This window comes from Alteromonas sp. ABH4_454 (assembly GCF_056311775.1).
Genome location: NZ_CM149972.1, coordinates 1,263,981 through 1,279,905, shown reverse-complemented (window position 1 = coordinate 1,279,905; position 15,925 = coordinate 1,263,981). Strand labels below are relative to the sequence as shown.

The window sequence follows — 15,925 nt, the reverse complement described above, 5'->3', positions numbered from 1 at the left end:
ATCCATGACCTGACAGGAGCAAGTTTAAACGAACAAATCAGAAGAAATCTCGTTCACTTTCTCTATTTGCAAAACCTTTACAAATCAACTATATGCCTGCGGGTAAGGGGATGTTATGGCCTTAGAAAACACAACCACCAGCTCTGTTGGAACTGGCTTCAATGCACTGTTATCAAAACTTGATTTAGCGTCAGGTTTCAATGACAGTAAAGCTGCAAATTCGACAAATTCTTCAACAACATCAGATAATGAAGCGGCAAAAAGCGGCGAGTCTTTGCCGTCTATTTTCTCATTATTACTTGACCAACAGAACCAGACGAATGAACCAGTGGGTACATCGGATATTGTTGCGGATATCAGTGCGGATACTATTGCAGATAAAGAAGAGGCTATCAGTGCTGCAAGCCTTGCAGCAGATGCACTCTCACCACTGACAAACATGAGCAATGCACTTTCAGATGATGCTATAGTCGCTATGCAAGGTACGCTATTAACTGCATTGCAAAACAATATATTTCAAGCGTTATCCTCCAATAGCGACACCACTAATACTGCTACTACCAGCGCAACTTCTGACATTGACAATACTAGTATTAATCAAAATGAAGCCAGCCCAACTTTATTCGACACCCTATACACAAACGCATTTGGTGATGACGGGCTTAACCTTAAAGATGGCTTTGATGTCTTAAATATTGCAAACCACCTGCCTATAGTTTCTGATATTTACGAGGCAACTACTTCTAGCCACACTGCTGCCGCGGCAAGTTTGGCTGGTAGCTTTTTATATGGGGGCGTAGGTGGCCTTATGTATAACGCTGTAGACTTAGCCGTTGAAAACGTTACTGGGCAAAGTATTTCAAATAACCTGTGGTCAATGGGCCAAGCTCTAGTGTCATCGTCCCTCAGCGAAATTAATGCAGATAGTGCTTCACAGGTTTCTGATGACAATGCACTGGCCTCAACGTCTATCGAGACTACTGATATAAAGGCGGGAATAGCCAATAAGGCCGCGGACGCTACTTACCAATTCGTTCAACGAGGCTTAAATTAAAGCCTCTACTTTGAACAAGCGCACGTAGAGAAAATAGTGTTTGCCCGAAGGCCTTAGAAGTTGGGTTTAACTGGCTTGTATTCAGGAGATAGGAAGAGCGGTGATGTGATCACTAAATCTGCTGTGGCTGGTGTGCAGGCTACTGGTACGTTCCACACTGAGCACAGCCGCAATAGCGCTTTTACGTCGGGGTCATGGGGCGCTGGATTTAAAGGGTCCCAAAAGAAGAATAGCGCGTCTAGCTTGTTTTCTGCAATCAACGCGCCTATTTGCTGGTCCCCACCAAGCGGGCCACTTTTATAGCGTGTGACGTCTAATCCTGTTTCGCTAGCAATTAAGCCGCCCGTTGTTCCTGTCCCCACCAAATTACACTGCTTAAGCACGTCAATATGCTGTTTAACCCATGCTAGCAATTCGGGCTTCTTATGATCGTGCGCAACCAGCGCTAAAGTAAGTTTGCTCATTTTATTTTCCGAGTTCAATCCCAATAACCTATTTTCACAGTCTTCTGCTTAGGCCTATAGCAACCTATCACTTATCACTGTCTGATTTCATGCGCTACTTGCGCTTTACAATTTGGGCCCGTTTTCCTTTGCAGAAACAGACTACATTCATAGCTTATTAAGCAGCAACGCTGCCATAAATAAGTACAACTACTACTTATTAGGTGCCAAATATAAATATTCAGTTCTATTGAGCTTGTTGTCAACTTACTGTCATAACTATAAATATATCATTAAGTATCTTTTTACAGACGAAACAGCATAAATATAAGATAAAATATTTATACATTTTTATTGCATAAACATTCAAATTAGATACACTAGTCCACGGTTAAAGCATCCAACCCGTAAATTCGGGTTGTAACTTTATAGGAATTGATGATGACACAACCAACTCGCGTTGTTGGTTCAACCACTAGCAACGATAAAGAGTTTATCTCTCCCCTGGCTGGCTACACCATGCATAGCGCACGACGATGCGTGTGCACATCTATGCTTATTCAGTAGCACACTTTTTACCTTTGTAATGTGGTCGCGGTTAGGCAAGGATATTCGCCCAACCAGTTTACAAAGGTAAAAAGTGATTTTTTTCTCCTTTTATTGAATTTTTAAATTATGTATAGCGTTTCAATTATTGGTGCCAGTGGTTACACAGGTGCACAACTTGTTCAGTTGGTTATTCAACATCCAAAACTTAAGTTAGCGGGTACTTATGTATCTGAGAAAAGTAGCGATGCGGGTAAAAATATCGCACAGCTTCACGGCAATTTGGCCCATGTCAACGCTACGCTCACGCCTATCTCAGATGCAGCCCTGAAAGAGATGGCTAACGATGTTGATTTTATTTTTCTGGCAACACCTCATGAAGCAAGCCACGACTGGATGCCTGTTCTATCTTCAGGTAAAGCAAAGGTACTTGATTTATCGGGCGCTTTTAGGTTGAAAGACACCCAAGTTTTCGAACAGTTTTATGGCTTCCCTCATACGCAGAAGCAAAGTCTAGCTCAAGCCGTTTACGGTCTTGCCGAGTGGCACGAAGCACAGATTGCCAGCGCAGATGTAATTGCTGTTCCGGGTTGCTACCCCACTGCGAGTCTTAGTGCACTTAAACCACTTGCTGAAAATAACTTGCTTGATGCAAATGTACGCCCTGTAATTAATGCCGTTTCCGGCGTATCGGGTGCAGGTAGAAAAGCCAGTTTAACCACCAGTTTTTTTGAGGTCAGCCTTCAGGCATACGGCGTGTTAGGTCATCGTCATACGCCTGAAATTGAAGCGTATCTAGGCACGCCTGTTATCTTCACGCCGCACCTTGGAAACTTTAAAAGAGGTATCTTGGCAACGGTCACCGTGAAGGTTAAAGCTGGTACCACCAGCGAGCAGCTTGAACAAGCGTACACTGACGCCTATGCTGATAAACCTATTGTGCGTTTACGCACCAGTTTTCCAAAAATTGACGACGTTGCTCATACCCCTTTTGTTGATCTTCACTGGAAGCTAGATGAAGCATCTGGGTATGCAGTGGTTACCGCTGCAATTGACAACGTAATGAAAGGCGCAGCCTCTCAGGCTATTCAGTGCCTTAATATAATGACGAAACAACCAGTAGAAACAGGGTTAGTACTATGAGTGTTTCACCTATCGTAATTAAAGTTGGTGGTGCATTGCTTGACGATGCAGCAGCAATGACACGCTTATTTTTAAGCGTAAAAGAAGTTCAAGCCATACGCCCCGTAGTGGTCGTGCACGGTGGCGGCCCGTTGGTTGAGACCCTAATGGCAAGCCTAGGTCTTCAAAGTACGAAAATTGATGGCCTTCGCGTTACGCCCGATGAGCACATGCCTTATATCTGTGGCGCACTTGCAGGCTCTGCGAACAAACAGCTTTGTGCAGCGGCACTTGCCACGGGTATTACGCCAGTTGGTTTATCTCTGCTAGATGGAAATATGGTGGTATGCGAACCACTAGCTGATCAATATGGTGCGGTAGGTGTACCTTCAACAGCTGATGCTTCTTTCCTAAAAAGCGTACTAGCGCAGTCTACACTTCCCGTAATTAGCTCTATTGGCTCAAGCCCACAAGGTAGGTTACTGAATGTAAATGCTGATCAAGCAGCCACGGTTATCGCTGAACTTCTTAACGCGGAACTTTTATTACTTTCTAATGTTGAAGGTGTACTAGACGGCGACAAAGCGCTAGTTAGCGAACTTAACGCTGCAAGTATTTCAAAGTACGCTGAGGAAGGCGTGATCACGGACGGAATGAAAGTAAAAGTAGATGCGGCACTTGCGTCTGCAGAAAGCCTAGACCGCGCGGTTTACATCGCAAGCTGGGCAGCTGATATCAACGATATTTTAAATAAGAAAACGGGCACACAAATTCTGCCCGCAGCGCTGGCAAACTCAGAGTCGACAAACGCTGACTTACACCACACCGACGTAACAAAAGGCAATGCCGGAGAAGTACAATGAAACAGGACCTACTTACTTTTGCAGACTGGACACCAGACGCAATGAAAAACTTGCTGCAATTGGCTGTAGAAATTAAACAAGCACCGGCAAGTTACAGCAATGTGCTAGCGGGAAAATCAATCGTTGCCCTGTTTGAAAAACCGTCTTTGCGAACCCGCGTAAGCTTTGATATTGGAATTAATAAGCTTGGCGGTCATATGGTGTACTTAGATGCACAGTCGGGCAAATTAGCAGGTCGAGAAGATGCTGTAGATACCGCAGCTAACCTAGCCTGCTGGGCTGACGCGATTGTCGCTCGCGTGTTTTCTCACGAAACCCTAGAGACCTTCGCTAAGGCAGCAAAAGTGCCAGTAGTTAACGCACTGTGCGATAAATACCACCCATGTCAGGGCCTTGCCGATTACCTCACTATGTTTGAACGCTTTGGCAAGACCGAAGGTCTTACCATGGCATACGTAGGCGATGGCAATAATGTGACCCATTCACTATTAATTGTAGGTGCGCTTTTAGGTTGCAACCAAGTGGTAGTAACACCAGAAGGTCACGAAGCGGCTCCTGAGATAGTGGCGCAGGCCAAAGCAATTGCTGAGAAAACGGGCGTATCGATTGTTGAAAGCACCGACCTTAGTGCCGCTAACGGCGCAGACGTTATCTATGCAGATACATGGCTTTCAATGGGTGACGATACGCCGCTTGAGGTGATCAAAGAGAAGTTCATGCCTTATCAGGTAAATGAAGCGCTGATGGAAGCAACGGGGGCTAGCTACGTAATGCACTGCCAGCCTGCCCATCGCGACTTAGAAATTACAGGCTCGTTAATTGATAGCGATAAGTCTCTATTAATGCAGCAAGCCGAAAATAGAATGCATGGCCAAAACGCCATTCTTACTCAATTACTTAACGCCTAAGCAGGCGCCTAAAAAGACGCTTAAAAGGATTACATAGATGCAAAACGTAAAAAAAATCGTGCTGGCCTATTCAGGCGGGCTTGATACATCAGCCATCATTCCTTGGCTAAAAGAAAACTATGGCTGTGAAGTTGTCGCATTTGCGGCAGATGTGGGCCAAGGTGATGAAGAGCTAGAAGGCCTTCATGAAAAAGCTATCGCATCTGGCGCAAGCGAGTGCCACATTGTTGATTTGAAAGAAGAGTTCGTAAGCGAGTATATCTTCCCTACTATCACGACAGGTGCGGTATACGAAGGTGAATATTTACTTGGTACGTCAATGGCGCGCCCTGTGATCGCCAAAGCGCAAGTTGAGATTGCACGTAAAGTAGGTGCTGACGCACTATGCCACGGCTGTACGGGTAAAGGTAACGACCAGGTGCGTTTTGAAAGCACCTTTGCCGCTCTAGCCCCTGATCTAACCGTAATCGCGCCGTGGCGTGAGTGGGACATGGTAAGCCGTGAAGACTTACTTGCTTACCTAGCTGAACGCGATATCGCGACAACAGCGTCAGCAACAAAGATTTATAGCCGTGATGCAAACGCATGGCACATTTCACACGAAGGCGGCGAGCTTGAAGATCCATGGCAAGAGCCTACCAAGCAAGTGTGGACCATGACGGTTGACCCAGAAGATGCACCAGATACGCCTGAGCGCGTCACCCTGTCTTTTGACGAAGGTAAGCTGACCCATGTTGATGGTGAAGCATTATCGCCTTATCAAGCACTGGTTAAGCTAAACACAGTAGCAGCAGCCCACGGGGTTGGACGTATCGACATTGTTGAAAACCGCCTTGTAGGCATGAAGTCTCGTGGCTGTTATGAAACGCCTGGCGGCACTGTATTACTTAAAGCGTATAAAGCGCTAGAAACTATGGTGCTAGACAAAGCGGCGCTTAAATACCGCGAGCAGATTGGCCTTGAGTTCTCACACGTTATGTACGATGGCCGTTGGTTTACTGCCCTTAACGATGCACTGCTTGCTGGCGCTGCGTCTTTTGCCAAGAAAGTGACAGGCGAGATAGTGGTTAAGCTTTATAAAGGCCAAGCTACTGTTACCCAGCGTAAATCGCCCAACAGCCTTTACTCTGAAGACTTTGCTACCTTTGGTGCAGACGATGTTTACGACCAGAAGCACGCTGAGGGCTTTATCCGCCTATTCAGTCTTTCAAGTCGTATTGAAGCACTAAAAAATCAAGGTTAATTGTATTCCGCGCGTAGCTTTTAACAGCTACGCGCGGGTAGCAAGGGCAACAAACAGTATTTAAGGAGCATCGCATGGCGTTGTGGGGTGGCCGGTTTGAATCCGGTGCAAGTAGTATGTTTAAACAGGTTAACGACTCGCTGCCGTTTGACCAAGTTATGGCAAGCCAAGATATTCAAGGCTCTATCAGCTGGTCTCGTGCGCTGCAAAAGGCAGGCGTACTAACTGCTGACGAACAAGCCCAGCTTGAAGCAGCACTTAGCGAGTTAAAAGCGAAAGCCGATGCAGGAGAGTTAGACTTTAACGCATCGAGCGAAGAAGATATTCACAGCTTTGTAGAAGCTGCGCTTATTGAAAAGCTTGGCGATATTGGCCGTAAACTACACACAGGTCGTAGCCGAAACGACCAAGTGGCTACTGACTTTCGCTTGTGGGTACGAGAACATATTGCCTCACTTCGCGCTGATGTTTTAGGTGTTATTAAATCACTTCTAAATGCCGCTAGCCGTCATCAAGAAGCCATTATTCCAGGTTACACCCACTTACAACGTGCACAGCCTATTCACTTTGCGCATTGGTGCTTAGCTTATGTTGAAATGCTAAAGCGTGACTTAAGCCGTTTGGACGATCTTAAAGTGCGCATGAATCAGTGCCCTTTAGGCTCTGGCGCATTGGCAGGTACCACGTTTCCTGTAGATCGTCATGCCATTGCTGAAGAACTAGGCTTTGATTCTCCTTGCCTAAATAGCCTTGATGCCGTATCGGACAGAGACTTTGTTCTTGAACTTTTGTTTGTGGCCAGCACTAGCATGATGCACTTATCGCGTCTTGCTGAAGATATGATTTTCTATAACTCTGGCGAAGCAGGTTTCTTGCAGTTGGGCGATAGCGTAACTTCTGGTTCGTCGCTTATGCCGCAGAAAAAGAACCCAGATGCACTAGAGTTAATGCGTGGCAAATGCGGCCGAGTATTTGGCTCGTTACAAGCACTTTTGGTTACCATGAAGGGTCTCCCACTTGCATATAACAAAGATATGCAAGAAGACAAAGAAGGCGCTATCGATACGGTAAATCAGTGGCATATTTGTTTATGCATTGCTAGTGAAGTGCTCGACTCACTGCAGCTTAATGAAGAACGCTGTCGTACTGCGGCAACTCAAGGCTTTTCTAACGCAACCGAGCTTGCCGACTACTTGGTAGGCAAAGGGGTACCGTTTAGAACAGGCCACGATATCGCGGGCCGTGTCGTACTTCAGGCTATCGACAAAGGCTGCGCTATTGAAGATTTACCGCTAAGCGACATGCAGGCGATTTGCGATAAAATCGAAGACGATGTTTATCCAGTACTTCAATTAGAATACGGTGTAAACCAGCGTAATATCCTTGGCGGAACCAGCAAAGAAACAGTCACCAAAGCACTGTATCAAGAGTTGGAAGATTTAGATAAGCAAGGGTAGCGGTAAGGAACTTCTTAGATGGTACTAGCGCAGCAAGATGGCATAAAACTGTTTCGCAGTTCACTGCCATACATTAATGCTCATCAGGGAAAGACCTTTGTACTGATGTTCGGTGGCGAAGCCATTGAACATCCTAATTTTCCCAACATAATTCAAGATATCGCTCTATTGAACAGCCTTGGTGTACGTGTGGTCGTAGTGCATGGCGCACGCCCGCAGATAGATCAGCGCGTTGCCCTTCGCAATATTGAAGGTCGCTTTGAAAGCGGTGTACGCATTACCGATAAGCAAACCCTTGAATGTGTAAAAGACGCCGCAGGTTCGGTTCGTTCACAGGTAGAAGCCCTGCTTACTATGGGGCTTCCAAACTCACCTATGCACGGTGCACAAATACGGGTGTGCTCAGGCAACTTGGTGGTGGCCAAACCTATGGGCGTACGTGGCGGTATAGACTTTGAAAACACCGGTTTAGTGCGTCGTATTGATACTACTGGCATTAATGACCATCTTAACGATGGCTCGATTGTGCTGTTATCGCCTATGGGCTATTCATCAACAGGTGAAGTGTTCAACTTATCCCATGAAGATGTAGCTACACAGGCAGCTATCGCCCTTAAGGCTGACAAGCTGATTGTGTTTTCAAACTATGATGGCGTATATAACCGCGAAGGTCGTTTACTTCGCACCATTGAACGTCCTCAGTTAGAACAGTTAATGATGGCGGGCGACATTACCACCGAAGATACGGTGTTAAGCGCTCTTACCACCAGCGTAGCAGCCGGTGTGCCCCGTGCTCACTGTATCAGCTTTGAAAAAGACGGAGCCTTGCTTCAAGAACTGTTCACTCGCGACGGAACGGGCTCGCTTGTGATGGAGCATCACTACGAACAATTACGTGCTGCAACCATTGAAGATGTGGGTGGTATCTTAAAACTGATAAAACCGCTAGAAGAAAGCGGCGTGTTAGTGAAGCGTTCTCGTGAGCGTTTAGAAAGTGAGATTAATCAATTTATTGTAATCGTGCGTGATGGCATGATCATCGCCTGCGCCGCTTTATATTTGTACCCAGAAGATGGCTGTGCCGAACTAGCTTGCGTGGCGACCCACCAAGATTATCGCGGCAAAAACCGTGGCGAACGGATTCTAGATGAAGTACGAGCGCGTGCTAAAGAAGCGGGTATTAACAGCATTTTTGTATTAACAACGGTAACAGCGCACTGGTTCCTAGAACAAGGGTTTGAGCCCGCAGACATTAGTGCTTTACCTGCCGTGAAAAAAGAGCTGTACAACTTCCAGCGTAATTCTAAGGTGTTTACCCTTACGGTGTGAGACCTATCTATTTAAAAACGTTAATGCTATGGCTTACTTACCCCAGCTAAGCGATAGCATTTGCGTTCTCCTTGGACTTCACTCATTACTCAGCACTAACTATCAACAAAATAAATAGTTAGGATATTGCATTTTATTGGTGCAGAAGGTTTACTGGTTAGACCAGATGAGTTTTCGAGATTTTCCATGTCGAGCAAAATAAAGCAACAAGACACCCAAAAGAATACGAGTGTTAAAGATATCACTGTTGCCTGTGCTGATAGTACTCCGCTTGCAGCTTCCCTTTTCTCTCCAGTCAGCCCTGCTAAAGCAGCTATAATGATTGGTCCTGCTACGGGTATTAAACGTCAGTTTTACAGCGCATTTGCCACTTATTTGTGTGAGCAAGGGTTTGGCGTTATCACGTTCGATAACCGAGGTATTGGCGAGTCGGTCAACGGCAGCGTTAAACAAAGCGATGCATCACTAGTAACCTGGGGTGAACAAGATATGCCGGCGGTGCTAGAGGCACTAAAGATTCATTTCCCTAATGTACCCTATTTTCTTGTTGGCCATAGCGCAGGTGGTCAACTACTGGGTTTGATGTATAACGTCCACGACCTCACTGCTTTTTGTAACTTTGGTAGTTCATCAGGTAGCTTACGGAACATGCGTAAAAGCTATTTGCTAAAAGCGCATTTCTTTATGAATTTCTATATCCCGGTGAGTAATTTACTGTTCGGCCATACGAAATCTCAGTGGGTAGGCATGGGAGAGCCACTGCCTAAAAAAGTGGCGCGCCAATGGCAGAAATGGTGTAACGGTAAAGGCTACGTAAAAACAGGCTTTGGCAGTGATGTAAACCAGCACCACTACGACACCATTCAGATACCTTCTAAGTGGCTACTCGCCAATGACGATGACATTGCTAATATTCACAACGTCCACGATATGATTAGCGTTTTCCCCAATATGGAAGCCGAGGTGGAGGAACTCGACCCGCAGGCCAACAACGTAAAAGAAATAGGCCACATGAAGTTTTTCTCACGAAAATGTCAGCGCTTATGGCCTAAAGTCACCGATTACTTTAATCAATACGTGTGATATTGCCTTTGACCGAGCGCTTTTGTCAAAGCGCTCGAACTTAGAACGTGTGCTTCGGTTACACGCTAAACAAGTGTGTATATTCTTCCTTCATTTGAAGGAATCTGACCTTGTTGATGCTGGCTAAAGTCATCTTGTAATGCGCTCAACCCTTCACGCTCTTTAACGTTCAACCAACCGGCGCTCCACGCAATGGCCTTTGATACAAACCCGCTACTCAACTTTTGGTACTCAGCAGCCCCAATCTCAGACATGCGCTGCTGTATATGAGCAGGCGCGAAGAAGAACTCCTCATCGCTTGTGGCCTTAACATCCTGCCAATGAGTAAGCCCAACGTTGATGTATCTGGTTAGGTGCGCACCAAGTCTATGTTTTATTGAGTCTTTAACCTTGGCATTGCCGGACATGTCGACCACAACGGTGCTTTTTAGTTGCAACATTTCCAGCTGTTCATAGCTAATAACGGTGCTGTAAACATTTAACGCTTCAAGTGATGCAATGCGCTTTTCAGAGGTGACGCCTATCGCGCTAATACCGGCTTCTTTTAACGCAAAAGCAAGCCCTAAACTGGTTTTGCTTGAAGCACTTAGAACTAATAACTGTTGTCTTTTTGGCTCAGGTATAGCATCGACTACTTCTAATAAACAGTAAGATGTTGCGTAAAGCGGCCACAGCAACATCTGATAGTTTTCTTGCTCGTGCTGCTTAGTGTTTAATTCAGCGTTAGCATCGCTCTTTTGGGCAGGCAGTGGACGATAGACGTTATAACCTTGCGGCAGCTTCAAGCGATGAGGACTACAGTCTATAAGGTTACCGCCATTAACTGTGGTGTTACTCATCACCAAATATTCAGCGGGCGGGAAATAACCTAGGTAGCGACTTCCTACTTCTACTGCATCGTTGTTAGAGCTAATTACTTGACCCACGCCCCATACAGGAATAACGCCCCAGTTTTCGTTGCTACTTGTATTAACAGGTGGAAAAAACTGCCAATAACCAAGCTTGTCACCCACCATATAATAGGTCAGGTTATTAGCAGTAAACGCGAACCTTTCAATTTTGATTACTACGCTTTTCGCCTTTCCAGTTCCCTCTATCTGCGCACTATCAAGGCTATCTTCTGTTTGCATTATCCGAAAGCGGTTTGGGTTCATTTTGTCTATTTGAAACTGTTTCATCGTTATTTATAACCTCTTAAAGTTGCCCGCTCGCTTTTAAGCTGTGTATGTAGGTCATCAGCTTTTTCATTGCCGGTGCCGCTGCTTCTTTCAAACGCCCTAATACCTGCATTTTTTGCATATCGTCTTTTGCCACGCCGTGTACTATTTTTGAAAAGCCATCCAGCCGGCAATGGTAGATCCACGCTTTAAGCGCCGAGTCTTCACCCCAAATTCGCATATTTCGTAACATGGCGGCTGTCATTGGCAACCAATCGACGTCTCGATTAGGCAGAGGGACCACTTGTGTCAGCATCTGCTTTTGTTGTTCATCACTGTAGGCCGCCTCAACGTGGGCAATAAGAGCGGCACTAAAAACTGGTTGATAGGCACGCACTGTTTGAGGGGTGATGGTGTCGCCATCAAACACCGCTTTCATCTCTAAGTTAGTCAGCGCTGAAGCAGAACAATCAATAACAAGGGCGTTATCCGGCATACTCCATGTTGTATTTTCAAATTGGAGTTTATCGCGGCTGATATGCTTAACCCGACCTTCCCTAACGATAGACGGAAGCGTTTGTAAAGCTTTTAGCTCTAATTCGCTCACCGTTGCGCCGTGGAACATACTCGGTCTTACTTCCTTATCAATGCGCAGTAAAACACCTCGCTCTTCCAATTTGTCGAACATATCTTCAATGGAAGTTGACGCAGCAATAGCTTCCATCTGATTCGCTTGCGCCCCAATAGAGTCGAAGAAGAAGTCATCCAAGGGTTGGGTATTTTTACGGTTAAGTAACCACGCATCTCGCGATACCACCCAATGGATGTTATTTGGGGCCACATGGTTTTCGAGCAGCCATAGGCAAGTATCAATACCTGTTTTACCACCACCGACCACCACGTAGTTATCAAAGCCTTCGATATTTTCAACCACGGTATTAACAGGCGTAAATGCAACATCGTTGTCGCGAGTAAAGCTTGGAGTATGGGTAAGTGGAATATTGGTATTTAAATAAGTGGCATCAACAATTTTCTTGTTCACGGTGACGTTGTAGTGCTTGCCATTTAAGGTTGATACAAACTGTTTATTTCCTTTGTATTCGCAAAGCGGGTAATACTGCACACGACTTGAAGGTAAAAAGGTTTCATTCATGACCGCATCGAAATACGCGCTAACTTCTTGCCCTGAAGCTAACCCCATTAGGCCTTCATTCATTCCGCACTTGTCGATTACGCCCCGATTAAGCTCTTTTGAGCACACACCATAGAACGCTGAAGGCTGGTGTAGGGTGACGAAGGGGTAAGCGTAGTTCCAATGCCCGCCGGGCTTCGCATTTTTATCTACAATCAAAATGTTGGCGTTTGTTTCGTGGAGCAGTACATCGGCGAATGCCATCCCTACCGCGCCAGCGCCTACAATCAAATAATCGCAGGTTAATTGCTCAGTTTTCATATATAGTGTCCTTATGAATAACCTGCGGGCAGGCAGGTTAAGTGTTAAACCAAGAGATATAACAGCGTTATCAACTCACTCTACATAACGGTGTTATATTGCGCAACATGTAAATGATGTGTAAATGAAAAAAGATACCCGACAAAAGATCTTAGATGCTGCTTCAGCACTGTTTTTAAAAGGCGGTACAAATGCGCTGAGCGTGCGTGCTATAGCCGAAGGCGCTGGTATGTCTACTATCGGCATTTATAGCCACTTTAAAGGTAAGCAGGGCATCCTAGATGCGCTCTATATTGAAGGTTTTGGATTGGTAGAGCGTGAAATGTTGGCGGCGGATGGCAATACTGCGGCGGAAAAAGTGATTAATGGCTGCGAGCGTATTTTAACGTTTTCAGAAACTCACGCGGCTCATTATCGACTAATTTTTGCTTCTAATTTGAAAGACTATACGCCATCGGATGAAGCTATCGAGGCTGGTGAAAAAGCCTTTATCACGCTAACTAAGCTTACCGCGGCGTTGATTAAAAAAGATTTGTCTGTCGAAGAAAAGCAAGATGTGGCTATGCAGGTTTGGGCGCTAAATCACGGGTACATTACCTTAAATCAGCACGAAATTAGCAAGCGCATTACTTGGAACAATTGGAAAGAACGCGCACTTCAGGCCATTCGTTTGCACGTTTACGCCCTAGTCGCAACCCAGTAAAAAAGCGGGGTCAGAGTACATTTTCCAAAATTAACTCTGACCCCATTTACTTTATCTGCTGGCTACCGCCTTTCTAACACGAGCACCGTAGTCACTATCTGCTAGGTCGTATTGCACGAACATGGCTTCTTGAACATCTTGAGTCGCTTGGCTTAAACCATCAGCGATATTGTTTACCAACTGCTGCTTTTGGTCTTCACTCATAATGCGGTACAGATCACCTGCCTGAGAGTAGTTGTCTTCATCACGGTTATCATAAATGTCTAACCATGCATCTTGCTCTAATGGCATCGGTGGCTCCTGCACCCCTGGCATTTCAGCAGGCTCACCAATGCGAGCACGGTTATTTGGATAGAAGTTTGCTCCACTTCCCGCAAGTGCTGGGTTAATCCCTGCAAAAGCGCCATCTCGCTGATAATTGTGTACTGGACAACGTGGTGCGTTTACCGGTATCTGGTTGTAGTTTGCACCAATGCGATACCTGTGTGCATCTTGATATCCAATTAATCGTGCTTGAAGCATTCTGTCTGGCGACGCACCAATACCCGGTACCAAATTGCTCGGCGCGAACGCTGCTTGCTCAGTTTCTGCAAAGTAGTTATCAACATTACGGTTCAACTCCAACTGTCCTACTTCAATTAATGGGAAGTCGCTGTGCGGCCATACTTTGGTCAAGTCAAACGGGTTGATATGATAATTACGAGCTTCCTCTTCGGTCATGATCTGCACGTTTACTGTCCACGTTGGAAAATCACCGTTATCAATACTTTCAACAAGGTCTTGTTGCGCACCAAAGGCAGGCATTTTCGCTGCTTCTTCATTAGTGAGCGTTTTGATACCTTGGTTAGTTTTAAAGTGCCACTTCACCCAATAGCGCTCTCCTGCGTTATTCCAAAAGCTTAAAGTATGTGAGCTATAGCCATTCACGTGGCGATAGGAAAGTGGGATACCACGGTCAGACATCAAAATCGTTGATTGATGTAATGACTGAGGGTTGTTTGCCCAAAACTCATATACCGCCTGCGGATCTGGCAAGTTAGTACGTGGGTTCTTTTTCTGGCTGTGTATGAAGTCAGGGAACTTAATGCCGTCTCGCAAGAAGAATACAGGTGTGTTATTTCCCACCATATCCCAATTACCCTGTTCCGTGTAAAACTTCACCGAAAAACCACGAGGGTCACGAGCGTAATCGCTTGAGTCTTGACCGCCTCCTACAGTAGAAAATCGCAAAAACACATCGGTTTTCTGCCCTTCCTTTTGTAAAAAGTCGGCAATAGTATAATCAGACAGACTTTTAGTTAGCGTAAACGTACCATACGCTGCGCTACCTCTGGCGTGAACTACGCGCTCTGGAATTCGCTCGCGGTTAAAGTGCGCAAGCTTCTCGAACAAATAATGGTTGTCGAAAGTAACGGGGCCGCGAGGACCCGCGGTTCGACTTTGATTGTCATTAGCAACGGGCGCACCATTGCTAGACGTTAGCGTGGTAGGGTTTATAGCTGTACCTGAAAATGGACACTTACTCATTGCGAATTCCTTCTAGTTCTTTTCTCGCCCTCTTTTTAGCTTTACTAATTGTCTCGCCAAAACTGGGCATAACATAAGTAACCAACAACGTTTTTGTTAATCACCTTTTTCGTTTAAAAAGATAATCGCCGATTCATCTAAGCAATTAAAGTAAACAAAATAGATAATGATAATCGTGTTTTTAAATCACGCTAAAACACTTATCGTTAGGTGAATTTTTTGTATATCCGTTTTTGCTGCTGGAACATCGTTCGATGAGGGTAAGCGTCGGCGAGCTTTGTATAACTGGAAGGAGCGAAAGCTACTCATCGCTATTGTTTGGCATCGTGGATAGTTTATTAAGCTTACAGGTCCGATGGATTTTTTCGGCTCAAGCGTTGGTTAACGGAAGTCAAAAAAGCTATACAGAAATAAGGTAAAGCGAATTACTTTTTTGCAATGAAGGTCTAGCATTGTGCTTTTTTCGTAGCAAAGAACTAAACATTCGTAATCTACTAGGGGCTTGTGCCATGACAAAGCCACTCATATTCATCACCGGTTTTATAATGTTGTGCATCATTGCCTTTGCGTCTTGGAATACCTTTGAAACGCTTTGGCGTATTAACAATAAAAACAACGAGCTAACTTTTATGGGCAGTTCAGGTTGGCAATGGCATAACAAATCAAAAGGGCTTCAAATTAAGCGAGTTGATGGCTATTTGCCGGCGCTGAGAAAAGTGTCCGAGAGTAAAGAATATGCATCACTCATTACCATTACCGAAAAGGGAGGGTACCGGGGTTTTGTATTTTTTGACCAAGACTGTGAAGAAGGCGCTATTGTCTCTGAGCATGTAACTTACAGTGCGGCAGAATCGCCAAAACTTGAAGTGTTACACTGCCTGCATGGAAAGTTAGTGTATATGAAAAACTGGTCTGCAGCGCCTAACGAACGCTGGCGAGGCCGTGTGGGCAACTTTGAATTTAATGAGGCCCTGAATGAGTGGGATTTCACACCACTCCAACAAGCCTATCTAAAGAGTGTGGCAGAGCTCATTTAA

15 protein-coding genes are annotated in these 15,925 nt (G+C 45.4%); 11 read left to right on the top strand and 4 right to left on the bottom strand.

Translation table 11 applies throughout. The features are described 5' to 3' along the window. Positions 1-115 precede the first annotated feature (115 nt). Entirely contained in the window at positions 116-1,054 is a 939-nt protein-coding gene (locus tag ACYX4W_RS05590; RefSeq protein WP_474809049.1) for a hypothetical protein, read from the top strand. 53 nt (positions 1,055-1,107) lie between these two features. Here the strand turns inward: ACYX4W_RS05590 and ACYX4W_RS05585 are convergent, their stop codons facing one another. Continuing rightward, on the bottom strand, positions 1,108-1,518 hold the full coding sequence (locus tag ACYX4W_RS05585; RefSeq protein ID WP_461853264.1) for a methylglyoxal synthase: 411 nt from the start codon (positions 1,516-1,518) through the stop codon (positions 1,108-1,110). 417 nt (positions 1,519-1,935) lie between these two features. On the opposite strand from ACYX4W_RS05585, the gene ACYX4W_RS05580 reads away from it, so the two are divergent. The 8 genes from ACYX4W_RS05580 to ACYX4W_RS05545 all read left to right on the top strand — a co-directional run bounded on the left by ACYX4W_RS05580 (position 1,936) and on the right by ACYX4W_RS05545 (position 10,048). Continuing rightward, a complete protein-coding gene (locus ACYX4W_RS05580; protein WP_476055132.1) occupies positions 1,936-2,064 on the top strand; it encodes a hypothetical protein in 129 nt (42 codons plus the stop codon). A gap of 108 nt (positions 2,065-2,172) precedes the next feature. Then, positions 2,173-3,186, top strand: a complete 1,014-nt coding sequence (gene argC, locus ACYX4W_RS05575) for an N-acetyl-gamma-glutamyl-phosphate reductase (protein ID WP_474809051.1) — start codon at positions 2,173-2,175, stop codon at positions 3,184-3,186. After that, on the top strand, positions 3,183-4,028 hold the full coding sequence (gene argB, locus ACYX4W_RS05570) for an acetylglutamate kinase (protein WP_474809053.1): 846 nt from the start codon (positions 3,183-3,185) through the stop codon (positions 4,026-4,028). Before argC ends, argB begins: the two co-directional genes overlap by 4 nt. Continuing rightward, positions 4,025-4,936, top strand: coding sequence for an ornithine carbamoyltransferase (locus ACYX4W_RS05565; protein ID WP_474809054.1), 912 nt, complete (start codon positions 4,025-4,027; stop codon positions 4,934-4,936). The genes argB and ACYX4W_RS05565 overlap by 4 nt, the downstream gene beginning before the upstream one ends. A gap of 37 nt (positions 4,937-4,973) precedes the next feature. Continuing rightward, positions 4,974-6,179, top strand: coding sequence for an argininosuccinate synthase (locus ACYX4W_RS05560; protein WP_476074937.1), 1,206 nt, complete (start codon positions 4,974-4,976; stop codon positions 6,177-6,179). Between the two features lie 74 nt (positions 6,180-6,253). Beyond that, the gene (gene argH / locus ACYX4W_RS05555; RefSeq protein WP_118490460.1) at positions 6,254-7,636 is read left to right on the top strand and encodes an argininosuccinate lyase; all 1,383 of its coding nucleotides are present in this window, start codon (positions 6,254-6,256) and stop codon (positions 7,634-7,636) included. 18 nt (positions 7,637-7,654) lie between these two features. Further along, positions 7,655-8,965, top strand: a complete 1,311-nt coding sequence (gene argA / locus ACYX4W_RS05550) for an amino-acid N-acetyltransferase (protein ID WP_476074936.1) — start codon at positions 7,655-7,657, stop codon at positions 8,963-8,965. Positions 8,966-9,151: 186 nt separating this feature from the next. Next, the gene (locus tag ACYX4W_RS05545) at positions 9,152-10,048 is read left to right on the top strand and encodes an alpha/beta hydrolase family protein (RefSeq protein WP_476074935.1); all 897 of its coding nucleotides are present in this window, start codon (positions 9,152-9,154) and stop codon (positions 10,046-10,048) included. A gap of 65 nt (positions 10,049-10,113) precedes the next feature. On the opposite strand, the gene ACYX4W_RS05540 is transcribed toward ACYX4W_RS05545, so the two are convergent. Both ACYX4W_RS05540 and ACYX4W_RS05535 read right to left on the bottom strand, forming a co-directional pair. Then, a complete protein-coding gene (locus ACYX4W_RS05540) occupies positions 10,114-11,226 on the bottom strand; it encodes a DUF2855 family protein (protein WP_476074934.1) in 1,113 nt (370 codons plus the stop codon). 16 nt (positions 11,227-11,242) lie between these two features. Next, positions 11,243-12,658, bottom strand: a complete 1,416-nt coding sequence (locus tag ACYX4W_RS05535) for an NAD(P)-binding protein (protein WP_476074933.1) — start codon at positions 12,656-12,658, stop codon at positions 11,243-11,245. Positions 12,659-12,782: 124 nt separating this feature from the next. Between ACYX4W_RS05535 and ACYX4W_RS05530 the strand changes: the two genes are divergently transcribed. Continuing rightward, positions 12,783-13,361 (top strand): TetR/AcrR family transcriptional regulator, encoded by a 579-nt coding sequence (locus ACYX4W_RS05530; RefSeq protein WP_476074932.1) that lies wholly within the window; start codon positions 12,783-12,785, stop codon positions 13,359-13,361. Positions 13,362-13,412: 51 nt separating this feature from the next. On the opposite strand, the gene ACYX4W_RS05525 is transcribed toward ACYX4W_RS05530, so the two are convergent. Beyond that, a complete protein-coding gene (locus tag ACYX4W_RS05525) occupies positions 13,413-14,888 on the bottom strand; it encodes a catalase (protein WP_476074931.1) in 1,476 nt (491 codons plus the stop codon). A gap of 509 nt (positions 14,889-15,397) precedes the next feature. Here ACYX4W_RS05525 and ACYX4W_RS05520 point away from each other — a divergent pair. Next, positions 15,398-15,925: a hypothetical protein gene (locus ACYX4W_RS05520; protein ID WP_476074930.1), complete on the top strand. Its 528-nt coding sequence runs from the start codon at positions 15,398-15,400 to the stop codon at positions 15,923-15,925.